12 protein-coding genes are annotated in these 19,160 nt (G+C 43.8%); 4 read left to right on the top strand and 8 right to left on the bottom strand.

Annotated elements, in window-relative coordinates; translation table 11 throughout:
* Window positions 1–907: 907 nt before the first annotated feature.
* The 3 genes from psbA (at window position 908) to F6K64_RS02045 (ending at window position 2,785) form a co-directional block, all read left to right on the top strand.
* The gene (gene psbA / locus F6K64_RS02055) at window positions 908–1,987 is read left to right on the top strand and encodes a photosystem II q(b) protein (RefSeq protein ID WP_008185538.1); all 1,080 of its coding nucleotides are present in this window, start codon (window positions 908–910) and stop codon (window positions 1,985–1,987) included.
* Window positions 1,988–2,336: 349 nt separating this feature from the next.
* Window positions 2,337–2,522: a hypothetical protein gene (locus F6K64_RS02050; protein ID WP_008185541.1), complete on the top strand. Its 186-nt coding sequence runs from the start codon at window positions 2,337–2,339 to the stop codon at window positions 2,520–2,522.
* A gap of 2 nt (window positions 2,523–2,524) precedes the next feature.
* Window positions 2,525–2,785 carry a hypothetical protein gene (locus F6K64_RS02045; RefSeq protein ID WP_287264734.1) on the top strand — a complete coding sequence of 87 codons (261 nt, stop codon included), beginning with the start codon at window positions 2,525–2,527 and terminating at the stop codon, window positions 2,783–2,785.
* A 153-nt stretch (window positions 2,786–2,938) separates the two neighbouring features.
* Here the strand turns inward: F6K64_RS02045 and F6K64_RS02040 are convergent, their stop codons facing one another.
* The 6 genes from F6K64_RS02040 to F6K64_RS02015 are packed head-to-tail and all read right to left on the bottom strand — an operon-like array spanning window position 2,939 to window position 10,621.
* Window positions 2,939–3,076: a hypothetical protein gene (locus F6K64_RS02040; RefSeq protein ID WP_287264733.1), complete on the bottom strand. Its 138-nt coding sequence runs from the start codon at window positions 3,074–3,076 to the stop codon at window positions 2,939–2,941.
* The gene (locus F6K64_RS02035) at window positions 3,073–4,008 is read right to left on the bottom strand and encodes a formylglycine-generating enzyme family protein (RefSeq protein ID WP_287264732.1); all 936 of its coding nucleotides are present in this window, start codon (window positions 4,006–4,008) and stop codon (window positions 3,073–3,075) included. The genes F6K64_RS02040 and F6K64_RS02035 overlap by 4 nt, the downstream gene beginning before the upstream one ends.
* 27 nt (window positions 4,009–4,035) lie before the next feature.
* On the bottom strand, window positions 4,036–6,708 hold the full coding sequence (locus tag F6K64_RS02030; RefSeq protein ID WP_287264730.1) for a formylglycine-generating enzyme family protein: 2,673 nt from the start codon (window positions 6,706–6,708) through the stop codon (window positions 4,036–4,038).
* Between the two features lie 12 nt (window positions 6,709–6,720).
* Entirely contained in the window at window positions 6,721–7,818 is a 1,098-nt protein-coding gene (locus F6K64_RS02025; RefSeq protein WP_287254783.1) for an AAA family ATPase, read from the bottom strand.
* A 1-nt stretch (window position 7,819) separates the two neighbouring features.
* Complete coding sequence (locus F6K64_RS02020; protein ID WP_287254785.1) at window positions 7,820–9,754, bottom strand: VMAP-C domain-containing protein; 1,935 nt, start codon at window positions 9,752–9,754, stop codon at window positions 7,820–7,822.
* Between the two features lie 9 nt (window positions 9,755–9,763).
* Window positions 9,764–10,621: an alpha/beta hydrolase family protein gene (locus F6K64_RS02015; RefSeq protein WP_287264728.1), complete on the bottom strand. Its 858-nt coding sequence runs from the start codon at window positions 10,619–10,621 to the stop codon at window positions 9,764–9,766.
* A gap of 886 nt (window positions 10,622–11,507) precedes the next feature.
* Here F6K64_RS02015 and F6K64_RS02010 point away from each other — a divergent pair.
* Complete coding sequence (locus tag F6K64_RS02010; RefSeq protein WP_008185559.1) at window positions 11,508–14,417, top strand: glycerol-3-phosphate acyltransferase; 2,910 nt, start codon at window positions 11,508–11,510, stop codon at window positions 14,415–14,417.
* A 104-nt stretch (window positions 14,418–14,521) separates the two neighbouring features.
* Here F6K64_RS02010 and recG read toward each other — a convergent pair whose 3' ends face one another.
* Together recG and F6K64_RS02000 are read right to left on the bottom strand one after the other, a co-directional pair.
* Complete coding sequence (gene recG / locus F6K64_RS02005; RefSeq protein WP_287264726.1) at window positions 14,522–17,008, bottom strand: ATP-dependent DNA helicase RecG; 2,487 nt, start codon at window positions 17,006–17,008, stop codon at window positions 14,522–14,524.
* Window positions 17,009–17,073: 65 nt separating this feature from the next.
* Window positions 17,074–17,949 carry a hypothetical protein gene (locus F6K64_RS02000; protein ID WP_008185564.1) on the bottom strand — a complete coding sequence of 292 codons (876 nt, stop codon included), beginning with the start codon at window positions 17,947–17,949 and terminating at the stop codon, window positions 17,074–17,076.
* Window positions 17,950–19,160 lie beyond the last annotated feature (1,211 nt).

Genomic DNA, 19,160 nt, shown 5'->3' with positions numbered 1-19,160 from the left:
AGGGACCGGAAGGAAGGTGAAGTTGGGTGCATCTCAGTTTTGAAAATTTTGCTAGTGGTGCTATAGGGGGGGCTTCATTTTTCGCCTCTTAGTCAGGGTTATGTTGCTGCCCGTAACGCACCACCGTGTCAAACAGCAAAAATGAGATGCACCCGGTGAAGTTTTTCGACAGTTATTGGTTTTTTATTTGTTTTGTGGCTTAAAAATCCGAAATTCTACTGTTTAGGGGTGTTGCTCTATATATATCTCTCTATAAATACCATTAGATCACGGCAATGTGTAGAAATAGTGAATGGGCTAGCTAAGCCAAGTCATGAAATGTAAGCATTCAGCCCTCAGTAGTCGGTCTAACTGCCCACCCTAGGATTAATCCTAGTGATTAATCCTAAATCTGGTCACGAAAGCGATCGCACTTTTTTTATTAAGTAATGTTAAGTATTAGGTGGGCAGTGCATCACACAGATAATCAAGCTTGAAAAGCCCTTTGCTAGGCACTGCCCAACCTACGATTCATCTAGGATTAATCCCTAGGATTAATCAAAATTGTCCCAGATATCAGTAAATATTGACAAAAGCAATCACTACTATCTTTGTTAAGCAATGTTAAGCTAATATAGCAGTGGTTCAAACGGATTAACCAAGCTGGCCATAACCTGGCTAAGCCATGCCTAGCCTAGGATTCATCCCTCTGATTCATCCCTCTGATTCATCACCATTGTGGGAGCTATCAGTCATCTTTCAAGAAAGCGATCGCCATTTTTTTATTAAGCAAAGTTAAGTAGTTTTAAATAAAGTTAAGATTAAACCTGTAAAATGTATTTATCTTCAGCATTGTATTAGGATAAATACAGACAGGCGAAACAAGCCTGCTGAACCTAGATAATCAAATAAACGCAATCATCCGAACATGACTACCACATTAAACCAGCGTAACGCTAACGTGTGGGATCGGTTCTGCGATTGGATCACTTCCACCAACAACCGCCTATATGTAGGCTGGTTCGGTGTACTGATGATCCCTACATTGCTAACCGCTACCATCTGCTTCATTATCGCCTTCATCGCTGCTCCCCCTGTGGACATTGATGGAATTCGCGAGCCTGTTGCTGGCTCTTTGATTTATGGCAACAACATCATCTCTGGTGCTGTTGTTCCTTCTTCTAACGCCATTGGCTTGCACTTCTACCCAATCTGGGAAGCAGCTTCCTTAGATGAGTGGCTCTACAATGGTGGTCCTTACCAGCTAATCGTCTTCCACTTCCTTGTTGGTATCTTCACCTACATGGGTCGTCAGTGGGAGCTGAGCTACCGTCTAGGCATGCGTCCTTGGATCTGCGTTGCTTACAGCGCTCCCTTGGCTGCTGCTACCTCCGTGTTCCTAATCTACCCCATTGGACAAGGTTCCTTCTCCGATGGTATGCCTTTGGGAATCAGCGGTACCTTCAACTTCATGTTCGTGTTCCAAGCTGAGCACAACATTCTTATGCACCCCTTCCACATGCTGGGTGTAGCTGGCGTATTCGGCGGTTCGCTGTTTAGTGCTATGCACGGTTCTTTGGTGACCTCCTCCTTAGTGCGTGAGACCACCGAAACCGAGTCTCAGAACTATGGTTACAAGTTCGGACAAGAGGAAGAAACTTACAACATCGTTGCAGCTCACGGCTACTTCGGTCGTTTGATCTTCCAATATGCGTCCTTCAACAACAGCCGTGCCTTGCACTTCTTCTTGGGTGCTTGGCCTGTAGTAGGCATCTGGTTTACCGCTTTGGGCATTAGCACCATGGCGTTCAACCTGAATGGCTTCAACTTCAACCAGAGCATCATCGACTCACAAGGTCATGTAATCAGCACCTGGGCTGATGTTCTTAACCGGGCTAACCTAGGTTTCGAGGTAATGCACGAGCGTAACGCTCACAACTTCCCTCTAGACCTAGCTGCTGGTGAAGCTACTCCTGTTGCTTTAACTGCTCCAGTTATCAACGGCTAATCTAAACTGGGCTTAATTGGCTAAGTTTGAAAGAAGCGCTCTCCGTTTGGGGGGCGCTTTTTTGTTTTTATATAACGGGAATCGGGAATCGGGAATCGGGAATCGGGAATCGGGAACAGGGAGTTGCGTAGGGTGCGTTAGGGGCGGGCTTGCCCTAATTTTAAGCCTCTTCGCGCCTGGTTGAAATAGCCCGCCCCGTAACGCACCAGCAGGTCAAACCGCAAAAATGAGATCTACCGATTCATTCACCCTACAAGATAAAAAGTATGGGTAGGTAAAATATAAAGGTGGTGAAGACACCATCCCGATAAGATACTGGTGTAAGTCTGTGGGTGCATCTATAAACTTTATGGGAAAGAAAAACCACAAAAAGGCAATTCGTAGCTTGAATCAGCGCATTGCTGAACACCAAGAAAAGATTAAACTAGAGTATGAAAAGGACTTTCCCGATCAAGGTTTAATAAGGCATTGGGAAACTGAGATTCGTGCCTTTGAGAAGGGCATTCAGCAAGCACTAAAACGATTGGGGAAATAATTATGCAGATTCGCGATCGCTCCCTTCCTATTAATAGCAATACTCTGAAAACATTAATTACAGAGTTAGGAGCAGAATGCCAAACAGTTACCGCTTTAATTAATCAGCTTCAGTCACCTCACCTTAGTTCTAGACAGCAAGCGGAAATTTTGGCAGAATTGCTGGCTGCTGCAATTCATTTGAATGTTCATTGTGGCGAGGAATTTCAGACGCTAATTGCTCAGGAGATGGAAAAATTGCCAGATGATGATGAACAGGAGTAAATCAGAAACTGTTACCAGATTCGCTGTTCCCAGATCTGCGTTTTAGGGAGCAGAGAGCAGGGAGCAGCAAAGAGGCAAGATGAAAAAAATAATGTGTACCTCATAGCTATGATAAACGCTATAAGTATTTTATTCACTTTAAATCATCTGACTTCAAACTTGGCCTTTGGCCACGCTACGCGAACAAACTTCAAACTTCTGACTTCTGACTTCAAACTTCTGACTTGATGAAAACTTCTGACTTCTGACTTGGCCTTTGGCCACGCTACGCGAACAAACTTCTGACTTCATCCAGCGCACACTACACGCACACCATAATTGACGTAGCGGTAGTCGCGCCTATTGATGCTGTGGCGAATCGCAGAACGGCAGTTATAAGGATGGTCGTACCAGGAGCCGCCCCGCAGCACTGAATATGAGCTTTTATCCTGATTATTGGCTAAATATGACTGATTTTCAGAATTGACATTTTCCGCTTCATTACCATCAATCCAAGCACTGCCGTCATTGGGCGCACCTTCATAGTTAGAATGCCAATCATCAGCGCACCATTCCCAAACGTTCCCGTGCATATCACTGAGTCCAAAAAAGTTGACGACTTCAAAATATCCTACTAGTGTTGTTTCCTGACGGTATTCTCCTTTTGGCTCTCTACCATAAGATCCTGACCATTCAGAGTCTTTATCATCGGTCCCGCGATAATTAGCCAAATCTGTTGTGATGGTTTCTCCGAAGTGGAATGGGGGATAGGATGCTCCAGCTTCCAGGTTAAGGGGTTCTTTTACCCCTCTACAGGCATATTCCCATTGGGCTTCAGAAGGTAGTCTATAATTCCTTCCTGTTAGCTTAGAAAGCCGGTTACAGAACTCTACTGCTTCATACCAATTGACTCGTTCAACAGGTCTTCGCCATCTATCTATCCCTTGATAGGGCTGTTTAAAATAAGAGGGGTCTGGATCTAAATCTTGATTGACCTTAAGGTCAGATCGAGATGCGATCGCTTTCCATTGATCTTGAGTAATCGGGTAACGTCCCATTAAAAACGAGGAAATAGTTACATCATGTTGGGGTCTTTCATTATCACGACTCCCTTCTTCACTCTCCGGTGCGCCCATGGTGAAGGTTCCATCAGGGATTAAGACCATTTCGAGAGGGATACCGTCTATGTATTCTCTGTAGCCTCGAAAGGTTTGTTTTGGGCGTTTTATTGCCAATTTTGGCATAATTCTTCAAACTTCTGACTTCTGACTTCATCCAGTTCTCCCGGATACGCACACTAAACGAAAACCAAAATAGTTGATGCGGTCGACGCGCCTAATGACGGAGTTGCGAAACGCAGAACGGCAGAAAGTAGGATATATAGCCCAGTAGCCGCCCCGAAGAGGTGAATTTGGATTATTTTCGTCATTTGTGGCTGAATTTGGATTATTTTTAGCATTGACATTTTCCGGTTCATTATTATCAATCCAAGCACTGCCATCTGTGGGCGGATCTTCGTAGTTATCATGCCAATCATCAGCGCACCATTCCCAAACATTCCCGTGCATATCATATAACCCAAAGGGATTCGGAGGAAATTCACCCACAGGGGTGGTTCCCTCGCTTCTTTCTCCTGGTTCTTCATCGGCATAAGTGGATGAGGCGTCGTAATTGGCTAACTGTCCGGTAATCGTCTCTCCAAAGTAGAATGGGGGATAGGATTCTCCACTGTCAAGCTTGAGAGGTTCTGTAACCCCTCGACAGGCATATTCCCATTGCGCTTCGGAAGGCAGTCTATACTCCCTTCCTGTTAGCTTAGAAAGCCGTTGACAGAACTCTACTGCTTGATACCAATTGACTTTTTCAACGGGTCTTTGCCATCTATCTATCCCTTGATATGGTTCTTTAAAATAAGAGGGGTCTGGATCTAAATCTTGATTGACCTTAAGGTCTGTAATTGATGCGATCGCTTTCCATTGGGCTTGGGTGACAGGGTATTTCCCCATAAAGAAGGGTTGGAGTGTGACATTATGTTGGGGACGTTCACGACTACGGCTATCTTTTTCGCTTTCAGGGGAACCCATGGTAAACGTTCCTCCAGGGATAGCCACCATTTCCAGTTCGACATTATCGGTTAGGGTTTCAGTGAAGTAAGAGGCAGTGTAGGTTGTGGTTTTAATGATTTCCCCGTGATGGTTAACAGTAGGGGTTTCAAATGTCCACTCTTGTAATTTCTCTTCATCCTCCTCTGGCTCCTCTTCAAAAAGAATGGTGGGGACTTCCGCAACAAAATCAAAAGGTTCTAAGTTGTCAGTGAGATCAACTTTCTCCAGTTTCCGTTTCGCTACTTCTGCCCTGAGTTCCTGTGCTAAATTGGCGTATTCTCCTCCCCAAGTGGTAAAAACTGCTGCTTTGACTTCAGCAAAATAGAGCTCTCGATCCCCAGCAACACCTGGAACAGACCCGCTTGGGTTGGGAATCAGTGCTGGAAAATCCCGCAGACTACCATAACGGTGCTCTATGAAATCTCCAATTTCCCGCCAAATCTCAGTGGTGCGTTGAACTGGACTATTTCCTAGCAGTAACTTCCGAATTCCCGGACGAAATTCATACCAAGTTTCGGGAACAGTTGCCTGGTCTGGCCCCAAGGAAGACTTTTGGATAAGACCACTAAAAAAAACTTCTGCCAGATGCCAGTGTTCGCTATCGGGTAAAAACCACTGTTGTGCCAAGCGCATCACTGGAGGAATCAGGGGAACAGCAGCCAGAACTTCCGCAAGTTCTCGGGCTTTGGGGCTAGCATTAGCCAAGAATCCTCTCAGTAACTGTTCGGGAGTTTCCGCCACTGATTCAGTAGGATTCGTTTTCGCTGTTTCGGAGCTATCCTGTCTAATATCCTGTCTAATTAAAACTCCTTGAATCGAATTGCTGCCACTGCCGGTGGTAAAATTCGCCCAAGTGCTCAAGTGGTTAACAGATAAATTGAAAATTGGAAATTGATATAACCTAGCAGTTGTACGAAGCCTAGCTCCTACTTCTAACATGGAGTTAGGGGACTCTGGCTGACGAGCAATTAATGGTCGTTGAATTGCCTGATCTAGAGCTGTGCGCTGCCATAGGGTTTGAGGAAAAACATGGGCAATACTAACAGGATGCTGTTCTCCTAATTCTGCTAAAACCTCAAAGGCTTGACTGGAATACCAAGCTTTTCCCAAAGTATCCGTTAAGGCAATAAAGAGTCGATGTCCTCCTGGTGCAATCAGGCTACGAACATCCCGTTCAATCCGGTCAACACCTGAAAACAATTGGGGCGTAGGTTCTCTTGTATCGAAGTGCCAAATCCGGACATCCCGGAAAAACCCTTGCCAGCGAAAAAGGGTTGCCACCCCTTCTGCTAAATCTCCCCAAAATGCCATGGAAGGGGAGCAATCAATCAATAAATGTACCTCAAACCATCGCTCTAGGGGAGAACGAAATGCCAGCATTGGCAATCCATCAGCTTCCGCTGTTTGTTCAACGGTTGCCTCAATATCCAGTTCATTGGCTAGCAGTCCAGGAACACGTTTAGATAAAGGCAACAGTGCTTTACTGATTTCCCTAGGTTTCGGTAAGGGAAAGGGGTCAGGAACACGAATAGGAGAGCTGTAATTACTGGACGATGATTCGGGTTTTTGAGGGGAAGTCGGGGCATGGTCGGACGGTTTAGGATAAGTCCTAATCGGTATCTTTTGTTCTGCTTTTTCTGTTACTGAGGGAGGAGTCTTTGGATAATTGTCTGAGGGATTTTCAGTGGATGATTCCTGATACAAATAGTCTAAATCCTCTGGTGGTTTGATGTCTTGAGACAATGGAGGAGCAACAATACGATCTACGTGAGCCAAGCACCAGATCAGCTCTGCCACTTCTGTATCATCTTCCCACCATTGATTTTTTTCACTCACCATTTACCCCTGACCTCACAGTGATTTGAAGATAGTATTCAATACATCTTTCCGTTTTTCTTCAGTCAGGTCATCTCCTTGTAGTAATAAATAGATAGCATTCAACAATTGATCCGTCGCTAACGTTGTGTCTCTTGCCTTAATCCGTGTCAAAAATTCCTTGATTAATTTCCGAGCTGGCTGATCCAGTTGCTTTAAATCGGTGGCATCAAAGCGGTTTTCTAAAATTTGATAAAAACCCTCTTCGGTATCAGGTTGCTTGAGAGATAACCGTAGACATCGGCGTAGAAAGGCTGGTGGAAACTCCCGTGCTTCATTACTGGTCATCAAGACTAAGGGAAACTCTTGACATTGAATTAATCCTTTGTCAACCGAAACTTTTTCATCACTATCATTGCTGTGACTGCGGTAAGGAAGTACCTTTTGGGAGTCCGTGTTTAAGCGAGAAAGTTCTGGAATCTCAAAAAATCCTTCCTCAAATATATGTAAGAGATCATTGGGCATATCAATATCACTCTTATCAATTTCGTCAATTAACAGCACTGCCGGTCTACGGGGTTGAGATTGATGAAATGCCATACCCATTGGTCTTAATCTTAAATAGTTACCAATGTCAGGTTCTTCAATTTTCTCTGTGTTACCAACTTGTTGCCTCAGTAAAGACACTTCTTGTAGTCGCCCAATGGCATCGTAGGCATAGAGACCATCTTTCAAAGTAGTGCGAGAAACAATTGACCAGCGGTAAGGCCCCGGTAGTCCCAATTCAGCTGCTACCGCATAGGCTAAGGATGTTTTGCCAGTACCGGGATTTCCTTCAATCAGTAAAGGGCGACGTAAACACAATGCAGCATTCACCAATTCTACCGCTTGCTTGGTCGGAACAAACCCCAATGCCCTTGGATTAATCTTTCTTACGATGTCTTGGGTATTTTTTGATTCTGCTTTTTCACGCCATTGCTCAACTGACAGACCAAAGGTGCGCCAAGGCGGGGGCGGTGGCATACGACTCAGATGTTGTTGTTGCTCTTCTGGAGTTGGTAAACTTTCCGCACTAAGGGTTAAGCCCCGGTAGATGCGAAGATCCTGCTGGTCAGATGTTGGGTCTTTTGGCATTTTAGTCCACTACGTCGGTATTCAAGGGTCTAGAGCTTCGGGAAGGCTTCGGATATAAATCATCCCAGAGAAGGGTTACTTCTAAGTCTTTGTATTTTTTGTCTTGGCGTAATTTGAGTATTTTGTTAGGCCAATTTTGCCATTCTGAGAGGTTTAGATGCTCTCCTTCAATCAGAGGTTGGTTCACGTTCCGACTCCAGACCGCAATGGGTAAAGCCTCTTCAATTCTTTCTAGATCGGAATCTGATGGGTCTGTACCCATATAATAGATATCATCCCCTTCAAATTCCCCAGGGACACTGGGTTCAGTTACTGGATTATTTACATCATTCCATAACCCTTGCTTCTTGACTTCAATCTCATCACGAATCTCAAGAAAATCTTGATCAAAATATCGTTCAAAGGAGTTGATAAAAATTGGATACTCCTCACCCAGGGGTGTTAGGTTTCTCCCTCGCTTAAACCTAATATTATCCAATTGTGTTTTGAAATAGTTGAAGGGAAGAAAATACTCAATTGTTAAATTAACTCGTGCAGGTAAACTATAACGAGCCTTGCGAATTAAGTTGGGCAAAATTTTTTCAAGATTAGTGTATAAACTCTCATTCTCTTGCTCAGGGAAACTCTCTTCACTTTCCCGAGGTTCTAAGCGTATCTTCTCTGCAAACCGACCAAGTGGTAAATCCTGACTTTCCAGCCAAAGACTCATACTCAAAAATAATGCACCAGAGGCTTGTCCTGTACCATTATCATTATCAACCTCTGGTTCAATTTCAACTTGAAGTCGCGGTTTTTCTTTCTTAATCAGTTCTTGAAATTTTAAATCAGCTTTTTTAACAGATTCTTGGATTGTAGAGAGGTTTGCCTCTTCTCTATATTTTATAACTTCCTGTTGCCAATTTTTAATAGTATTAGCAAGTAGCCTCAATGATATATTATTCTGTTTATAAAATCTTTGGCGACACCATTCTGCACAAGCCACTAGAGGGCATATTCCTCTTGAAACTGGTTTTTCTCCTAATTCAGTCAGTCTTTTTTTGATTTCTGTACAATCCAGAATAAATTCATCGTATAAGACAAGATTTTCAATATTTTTAGAGCTTAAAATAAAGGAGTTAAGCTGAAGTAAGCTATCTTCTGGGTGTTTCTTTAATTCAGCAAAAAGTTTGCTAATCAGTTCATCTTGCTTTTCTTCCCATGTTTGTCTAGTCTTAGGCAGAATGGGAAAGAAAATAGCAGATATCTCAGAGCCAGAAGCTGAGTAGGAAGCACGTTGATTTGAGCAAATAATCTGATTAATTTGGTCAACTAGATAATCTAGAGGAATATATAAATTATCGTAGTTTTTTAAATCGTTAATAACTTGCTCCAAAGCGCTAGAAAATACATCTTCTTTTGCTGTATCTTTGGCACGACAAGCCGCAATCCCATGAACTGCGATACCTGCTCCTTTTACCGGTTGGTATTTCTGAACAACTTGTGTAGTAAATTTAGAGACATCACTTATTCCGACCCCAGAATAACAAGTATCAATAATATACAGGATTTGTTTGATCTTAACTCCTTCATTGTTCAAAGGACGAACTAACTCTTCCGTTGGTAATGATGTCTGAGGAAGTTGATTTAGAACCGTATCTTCCATTAAAAGATAATGTCTATCTCCTTGGCAATATTCACCATGACCGGAATAGTAAAAGATTACGCGATCGCTCTCACATCGTTCTTGCTGAAGCCAATTTGAAAATTCTTTGATTAACTCATCTTTCTTCGGATTTAAACGAAGATTTGTCAATGCTTCTTCATATCCAAATTGCTGAGTGAATAAATCAACCACTCTCTGTAAGTCTGTCGGCACACTATCCAATTTATCTACATCCTGATCGTTGTAATTACTTGTGCCACAAGCGATTAAATAATACCTGGATTTTTCCGCCATATACCTCGTCTACTCATCCATCAAGCCTAACTTAATAGCTTCTCCTGTTTCAGATGCTGTAAAATAGTTACTAGCATTGTGAGCATCAGACCCATTATAAATAAGTTTATCTTCCACTAACCCATCAAATAAAGGATTTAATTCTTTTTCTAAAGCAACAATATCTCCTGCATCCGCAATATTGATCCACTGTTTGACACTTCCCGGCCAAGACCCCAAATTAGAGACCGGTGAGGGTTCCAGGCGATCAAAAATCAGCCCTTTTATCCCCAATGGGGAACCTAGAGTCACAAAAACCTCCACTGACCATTCTGGGTGTTGGCATAGGGCTTCGTAACAGACAACTGACCCGAGGGAATGACCAACCAATACACGGGTATCTTGGTCAATCGCTTCCACAATGCGTCCGCGAATTTGCTGTCTTAACTCTGGATTATGGAAGTAACCCCCAACTTGCTTGAGAAAAGAAATCACGATCTTTTCAGCAACACCACCAAAAAACCTGGAACCAGTTAAGGCATTTAAAGCTTTTTGAACACGTCTCGGTGTTGCCTTTTCTCTTGATAGATCGGCTGGGCCTTTAATATCATCTTCTACTTTTGCTGCTTCTTTCCACCATTCCAGGAGGAGTTCCTTCTCCCAATCCGAGTCAATATCACTGGCGTCATAGTTAGGTATCCCTATTGCTGATTTCGAGCGGCCTCTGAACAGGTCTCCATAAAAGGCACAGCGGAATTCATGATCAGAATCTAATCTAGCTCCAACACGCTCCAAACCATCCTTGAGGGCTGGTAGCCACTGAGCATAAATTGTATTACTACCTCTAAATTCTTGATTAATACCATGAACACCCACAATCTTAGCCATACCATTACCTACCTATCTGTGTAAGGATTGGTTCAAATACTAGAATCTCAAAGAGCTTCCGCAGCCACAGGTGCTGTAGCAAAGCTAGCAACTCCTCCAGCAACTTTAGAAACTTTGTTGTTATCGAGAAAGTTCTGAAAACTTACCCTTATACAGAACTTACGTGGTTAAGTTGATTTCGCCCCCCTAGCCTCCCAATTTTGGGTGGGAAATAAACCTAACCGCGTAACTCCTGTTTATATTATCAATTTACAGCAGTCGCCAGGGCAGTTAGGACATCGACATTAGTCTCACACCCTTTGTAAGCGCAAGAGTTTGACTTCTGACTTCTGACTTCTGACTTCTGACTTCTGACTTCTGACTTCTGCTATACATGATCAATCGTTAAATAAAAAAAAAGAAAAGACTTTTACCATACCAAATATCGTACACTAATCCAAAAGTGCAACTACTGGGGGCAGGATAGGGTTTGACTGGCTGCTGGCATAGGAATCCAATTCACTATGGAAAATGCAGTTGATAATCCCTGTTTAAAAGCTGCGGTAATCAAAACAACTTAGGGACTAAATCAGGTTAAAATCTGGAATATAAACTATAATTATAACAGGTAATAATTATCTACCAGATGATATAAATACTTTACTCATAGTTTAGTTAAACCAAGCCATTTTATTAGACAGTTTGGCTTGATTTTGGTTTAGATAATTTTACAAACTAAACTTGTGATTACTAGTTGTGATTACTAGTTGTGATTACTAGACATTTTTCGATACCAGTAAGTTCAAGTAGTTCTTATATCCTTCTTATATACTGCTTATATACTTCTGATCAAGTAGTAGTTATTATAAAGTCCTCTCTATCTCACTAAGTGATTTCCATTAGTCCCATGACACTAAACCAGGTTTTAGGGTTTTTGCTCATTGTTACCGTCTGTCCTATCTTAGGCGGACTACCTCTGATTGCCTGGATTACCTATGTACTGACAAGGCGTAACCTAGCCCAGGTCGGTACTGGTAATATATCAGTTTCAGCCGCCTTTTACCACGGAGGAAATCTGGTTGGTGTCTTGGCAGTGCTCTCAGAGGCAGGAAAAGGAATTGCAGCAGTCTTACTAGCTCGCCACTTCTTTCCCAGTGAATCAGCCTGGGAATTGATCGCTCTAATCATGCTGGTCTTAGGTCGTTACTGGATAGGCAAAGGTGCAGGGACGACCAATGTAACTTGGGGAGTATTATGCCATGACCCCATTCTCGCATTGCTGGTATTTTTGATTGGAGGGATTAGCTTTACCATTTTCCGCAATCCCAAACATGGCAAACGGGTGATTTTAGTCTTGTTCCCAGTGATTCTGGCTTTATTGCATCCCCAGGATGTCTCCAGAATTGTAATTGCCACCAGCTTGAGTCTATTATTAGCTTGGATTTATCAAAAAATTCCCGATGACTTAGACCTTCCGAGTGGAGAAACTCAAGCAGAATCTAAGAAAGTGTTTCATTTTTTCCAAGGCGATAGTGCCGTAATTTCTCTGGACACCAAACTAGACCCTAAAAAAGTTGGGCAAAAAGCTGCCACCCTATCCCAGCTGAAGCGTTCTGGTTACTCCGTACCTGTGGGCTGGGTACTCCCTCCAGGGGATGATCCAGAACCTTTGCTCAAATACCTACCCGTTTCTGAATCTGAACCCCTGGTAGTGCGTTCTTCCGCAGTGGGAGAAGATTCAGCCCAGGCTTCAGCCGCAGGGCAGTATCAAAGCATCTTGCAGGTGACCAGCTCAGCGGCACTACTGGATGCCATTAATCGAGTCTTAGAGTCTTATCGTAATCCAGTAGCTGCACAATACCGTCGGGATCAGCAACTGCCAGATACAGCGATGGCTGTGCTCATTCAAAAACAAGTCAAAGGGGTTTTTTCTGGGGTTGCTTTCAGTCGTGACCCTATTTCCCAACAGGGAGAAGCTGTTGTGGTCGAAGCCCTACCTGGATATGCTACACAAGTTGTATCGGGTAAAGTAACACCAGAGCAGTACCAAGTTTATTTCCAGAAGTCAGGGCAGCAAGAGGATTCAGCAGAAAGTTTGCCCTCCTCACGGATTGAGGGGAGTGGTGATGTCCCCCCAGCCTTAATCAAACAAGTGGCGCTCTTGGCACGTCGGTTAGAAGACTATTACCAGGGTCTTCCCCAAGATCTTGAGTGGAGTTATGACGGTCAAACCCTTTGGTTACTGCAAGCACGACCTATCACTACTCTACAACCAACCTGGACTCGTAAAATTGCTGCGGAAGTGATTCCAGGAGTAATCCGACCCCTAACTTGGTCGATTAATCGTCCCCTCACCTGCGGTGTTTGGGGAGAGATTTTTACCATAGTGCTAGGGAAACGAGCTAAAGGAATGGATTTCACCGAAACCGCCACCCTGCACTATTCCCATGCTTACTTCAATGTTACTCTGTTGGGGGAAATTTTTCGGCGTATGGGTCTACCCCCAGAAAGTCTGGAATTTCTGACTAGGGGAGCTAAGTTTTCCAAACCACCGATAAATACCACTATAAAAAACGTACCTGGTTTACTACGATTGCTCGGTCGGGAATGGCGTTTAGACCAAGATTTTGAAGCGGATTACCAAACCCACTTTCTGCCCCTATTGAATCAGCTTTCAGCAAGAACCCAGTCGGAATTATCTCCAGTGCAACTCCTAGAACGCATCGACAGTATTCTGAAGGTGTTGAAACGAGCCACCTACTATAGTATTCTTGCTCCCCTTAGTATGTCCTTGCGGCAGGCACTACTCAAGATTGATGACAAAGAACTAGATAACAGCAAAACTCCAGAGGTCGATAGTATGCGAGCCTTAGCTAAGATAGCAGCAGATGCTCGCCATTTATTAAGCCACGAACAAATTATCTATGACAGTGGAGCCTCTCTGTTTGCCACCCTAGCAGAAATCCCAGATGGTTCCAGTATTTTAGAGCAGTTTGACCGCTTTCTTGAGGGCTATGGTTACCTTAGCGAAGTGGCAACCGATGTAGCAATTCCCCGCTGGCAAGAAGACCCCCGAGCTGTTAGAAAGTTGTTCGCTCAGTTTCTAGCTCATCCACTGCCCCAATCTCCAAAACCTATAGGGCAACACTGGAAAGCTGAAGTGGTACAAGCACGGCTGGATCTCAAAGGTCGAGTGACCCAAGTCTACTCTAAGCTGATGGCTCACCTACGTTGGAGCTTCTTGGCTTTAGAGGCACGCTGGCTGCTGTCAGGTTTACTATTGGAACCAGGGGACATTTTTTTCTTGGAGTTAGCCGAAATTCGCTCTCTAGTAGGTAGTGATAACCAGGAACTCAGACAACAGCTTCAAGAAATTGTGCAACAACGACGGACTAAATTTGAACAGGATGCTCAGCTGACTACGGTACCTTTCCTGGTTTATGGCAATAATCCTCCCTTACCCGCTGAACCCAAATCTTTAGCTGGGTCTGAGCAACGACTGCTACAAGGCATTGGTGCCAGTTCGGGACTTGTAGAGGGTTTGGTAAAAATAGTCAAAACCTTGCAAAGTGATATCACTATTGACCAGCAAACCATTGTGGTTGTACCCTACACCGATTCTGGTTGGGCAGCATTACTCGCTCGTGCTGGTGGCGTAATTTCTGAAGTAGGGGGACGTCTGTCCCACGGTGCCATTGTAGCCCGAGAGTATGGTATCCCAGCCGTAATGGATATTAATCATGCCACTGATATATTACGAGATGGTCAGCGGGTCAGGATTGATGGTCAGTTGGGGACAGTTGAGGTATTAGACTAGTATAGCGGGAGTAGGGAGTAGGGAGTAGGGAGTAGGGAGTAGGGAGCGGTGCGACCTACTCCCAGATCCGCTGTTCCCTACTTCTGAAACAAGTCTATGTTAAATTAAGTCATAATTGTTCCATCCATCAACTTCTGATACCGATACTCTAACTCGACTTTCATTAAAGGGTAATTATCCAATATTTCATCCTGAAGAATAATCTTTTCTGCTGCATCCCGCGCCAAATTTAATACCTCTTGGTCTTCTACCAAACTAGCTAGAGCAAAATCTGCTAACCCGGATTGGCGCTTACCTAAAACTTCCCCAGGACCACGAAAACGCATATCCATTTCTGAGATAAAAAAGCCATCCTGGGATTGTTCTAATACCCCCAAACGTTGTCTGGCTGTTTCAGTATTAGAACCACTGACTAAAAGACAATAAGATTTGTCAGAACCTCGACCCACACGACCCCGTAATTGGTGTAACTGAGATAACCCAAACCGTTCTGCATTTTCAATCATCATTACGGTCGCATTGGGTACATCTACACCCACTTCAATCACGGTAGTTGAAACAATAATTTGGCTCTTGTTATCCCGAAAAGCACTCAGTGCTTTATCTTTATCGGCTGAATTCATCCGACCATGAAGTAACCCAACCTTAAATTCTGGAAATATACTCTCAGACAGTCGTTTATGCTCCTCAATTACCGAGCGTAAATCTAATTTGTTCGATTCCTCAATCAAGGGCAATACCATATAGGCTTGCCGTCCTTGAGCCACTTCTCGACGAATCAAGTCATAGGCATGTTTTCTCTCTTTACCCCGTAGCACAGTTGTCTGAATCTTCTGACGACCAGGGGGCAATTCATCAATCTGACTCACATCCAAATCTCCGTGGAGGGTTAGCGCTAGGGTTCTGGGAATTGGTGTGGCGGTCAGAGTCAGCACATGGGGAGATTGACCTTTTTGCTGTAAACGAGCCCGTTGCTTTACCCCAAACCGATGCTGTTCATCAATCACCACTAAACCCAAATTGTTGAAGTTCACTGGGTCTTGAATCAAAGCATGGGTTCCTACCAACAAGGGAAGTTCTCCTGTTTCTAGCTGGGAATGAATTTTTCTACGCTTAGAAACTTTAGTGGAACCTGTTAGTAATTCAACGGGAAGGTGTAGTAAATTAAACCAATTTACTAACTTACGATAGTGCTGTTCAGCTAATACTTCAGTGGGAGCCATCAAAGCGGCTTGATAGCCCGATTGAATTGCGGCTATAATAGCATAAACTGCTACAATAGTTTTGCCGGAACCGACATCTCCCTGAACCAATCGATTCATGGGTGTCTCTGATTCCATATCCTTGAGAATCTCATTGATAACTCTTGTCTGAGCCCCGGTTAATTCAAAAGGAAGCAGTTGATTAAATTGGTCAAAGAGTTTACCAATCGGAGCCATGACCGCACTGCTTTGGGTTTTACGCTGAGCTTGGCGGCGCTGGAGAAATCCGAGCTGTAAGTATAAAAATTCATCAAAGACTAAGCGCCTTCTGGCATCAGCAAGGGTGTCTGCATTTTGGGGAAAATGAATGTTTGCGATCGCATCACAGACCCCCATCAACCCATATTCTTTACGAAAGGTTACTGTCAAGGGTTCCTTAATCAAAGAAGTGTAGGGAAGTGCAGCAATTATTGCCCGCCTGACCATGTCGGCTGGTACCCCTTCTGTTAGGGAATAAACGGGTACAACTCGACCTATTTTCATCGAGTCAATGGTACCCCCTGGATGCTCTAATACTTCCAGTTCCGGGTCTTCTAGGGTAATCCCATATTTATTTTTCTTTACCAAACCCGAAGCAGCTACCACTGCTCCCACTGGATACCGTCGCTTTTGTTGATACTGCCAGCTACGATTACTGTAACGAAAGCCAGCAAAAAAACGACTGAGCTTAATTTGACCAGTAGAGTCTTTTAAGACTATATCTAAAATAGTTAATTTTTTATTACGGGGGCTACTGAAGCAGTTACAGCGCTTCACCGTACCCATGATAGTGACTGTTTCACCAGGTACTAAGTCAGCCATATTGACCTGACGGGCATAGTTAATATGATCACGGGGATAGTAATAGAGCAAGTCACGCACTTTGTGCAGACCCAGACGTGCTAAATACTCACTGTTTTTACTACCCACTGCTGCCAACTTAGCCAGTGGTAGGTCAAGGTTTTTTTTACTACCAAGCTCTGAGGATGCCTGTTGTTTCTCCACCAAGGGCTTGGTTTTAGGCACTCTGACCATAGGATGTTCTGTTTGATATTTATCTTCAACTAAACGGCGTTGAGTGTTCTGCTTCAGGTCGTTGAGAAAGCGGCGAGTATCAGCTACCAGATGTTGCCTTTGCTGTAGCGTCATCTGAGAATAACGGGCAAACTGATTGCCGATGTCCTGCCAACGCCGTTTCTCAGTTGATGTTAGGACATTAGGAGTCTTACCAAAACTGAGGCAGAGGAATTCACTAAAGCGGTATTGATTCCCTTCCAAATCAGTAAAGCCAACTCTTGCTTCTACCGACAGGGCTTTTTGCAATCGCACCCAATCTGGTAATTCGGTCATTGGTCTTTGGTCATTGGTCTTTAGTCTTTGGTCTTTGGTTTTTAGTCATTGATCATTACCTCAGTTTAATCGTCAAACCAGCTGGCACGCCATGCTGCTTCGGCTTGAGCAACTGCCTTTTGCCGCTGTTTTTTGTAATACTCTCGCTTCAGTTGACTCATTTTAGCTAATAGATCTCTAATTTTCTTACGTCCAGGGGTCAAGTTAGGGTCTGCAAATTCTATCTCAGATAAGCGCAGCTTAATGGCAATAATACGGGTTAATCTGGATTCATCTGTTTCGCCATCACCTTTAGTTTCCATCATTATTTTGATAATATTGGGGGATTCAGCCGTTTCGATTGCAGATGCTTCGACTTTTGCCGCTGCTTCTAGGATTTCTTGGGGAAATTTGTCTGGTATAATTGAGGATTTATGCAAGATCCGATTGGTTTCCACAGAGACATCTTGAATAGTTTTGGTGATCCCACTCTCTAGGTGCTTGAGCCATTCCTCCAGTTTCTCTATGCTATTTCGTGGGTTACTCGTCAACTCAGCTGCTGGTGATGGCTCGGTTGGAGCATTAAGAAATGGAGAGTCTTCTGTAGATGAAGGTATTTCAGATGAAGGCATTTCAGAGTCATGATCAGAGTCATGATCAGAGCCATCAGTAGTAGCTGACCTTGACTCTTGCCACTGTTCTAGGAGTGATGGCAACTGTTGTTGAGTCTCTTGAGCCAGCTTTCGTAGGGATTGCTGTAACTGTTGCCGACTGTTAACCGACAAATTTAGAAAAGACTCAGGATACCCTTGAGTACAAATCCGATAGGCAGCCATAATCAGCTGCTGCCCGACGCATTGACCTAAAAAGGTCAAATAGTTAGAGTAGGTTGTTTGGAATTCTTTTGCCAAATGGGTGATGGCTTCCTCTAAGGCTGCCAATTCCTGGTCAATTCGATTCACTGCTGTTATTTATACAATTCCATAGCTAATCCCTTGAGCATATCAAATACATGCCTAGTCTACAGTATGCCCATTCTTATAGTTGTACCATGATCGGCTTCTACCCGTAGGAGTGTCAAATTCTCGTTCGCCCAATTAGCTCCCCAACTAGACGTTGCATCTGCCTAGTTTTAAGTACGATCATTTTTTGTGAAAAACAGTATATATTGATACAGAATTATAACAGAAAAAGATATTAGATCAAAACACCTCAAATACAAACCTATCAACTAGTCAATAACCTCACCTAATCCGAAAGGATGTAGATGGGTTACTAAAGAGGTAAGACTTTATTAGAGTTGACCAAAAATTTTGGGTTTCAAGCCTGGCCTTTGGCCACGCTACTTGAGGTGCCCTTCTAGGGCGACTTTTCCAGAGTTGATACATAATGAGGATGTAGCCTAGCACAGGCAGGATTCGTCGGTACTGCCAAGCTCCCCAACGACGTAAAGCGATGCTAGTACACGAGGCGCGAAAAACCTCATCGGTGCGCTTGACCCGTAATTAAATTCGCCACGGGTCGCACCGCCAAAACCCATGGATCAAGCGCGGATACCGAAGAACCAGTAAAGTCAACTTTCACCAATTAACGTACCGTGGGGCACAGGGGAACGTATTTAAACGCTTAGGGAGACAAGCCCACTGGGGTTAGTTAAATTAGGCTCGGTATTTGGTTCTTTAGAACGGATACTTGGCTTAAGTATTGCCTTTCGGATAGCTAATTTTAGCGATGCAGCGCGGTCTTGGGGGTTTCCCCCACTCGCTATTGCATCAAGACAAGGCGTGTCGTAGAACTAAGAATCTCCGCTCATAAGCGAGCAGGGAGTGTCAATAGACCACAAGCGTGTTTAGCTGGTAACCACTTCCTTTATATTTCCCCAGTTCGGATTATCAGCAAATTTTCGTGAGCATTAGTGCATGGTAGTTGAGAAATCGTGGCGTACGTGGTCGAGGGGAGTAATCACTTTTACACGAGAGGTTGATCAGCATATATCGTGTACCAGTTTTATCGAAATTGCTTAGTCAATTTTCTACCAAGAAAACATGCTTACTTGAACCTAGAACTGGATTAATTTCAAAACCATTAGTCTAAACCATTAGTTAGAGGTGCAGCATGTCGGTTGGGGCTAAGTACTTTCAAGGTGGCTTCCATCCCTTGAAAGCACCGTCAG

Source organism: Moorena sp. SIO3A2 (assembly GCF_010672265.1).
In the GTDB taxonomy this organism is placed as follows: Bacteria; Cyanobacteriota; Cyanobacteriia; order Cyanobacteriales; family Coleofasciculaceae; genus Moorena; species Moorena producens.
The sequence above is the reverse complement of the archived record's forward strand: the minus strand, read 5'-3'. Positions and strand labels throughout refer to the sequence as shown.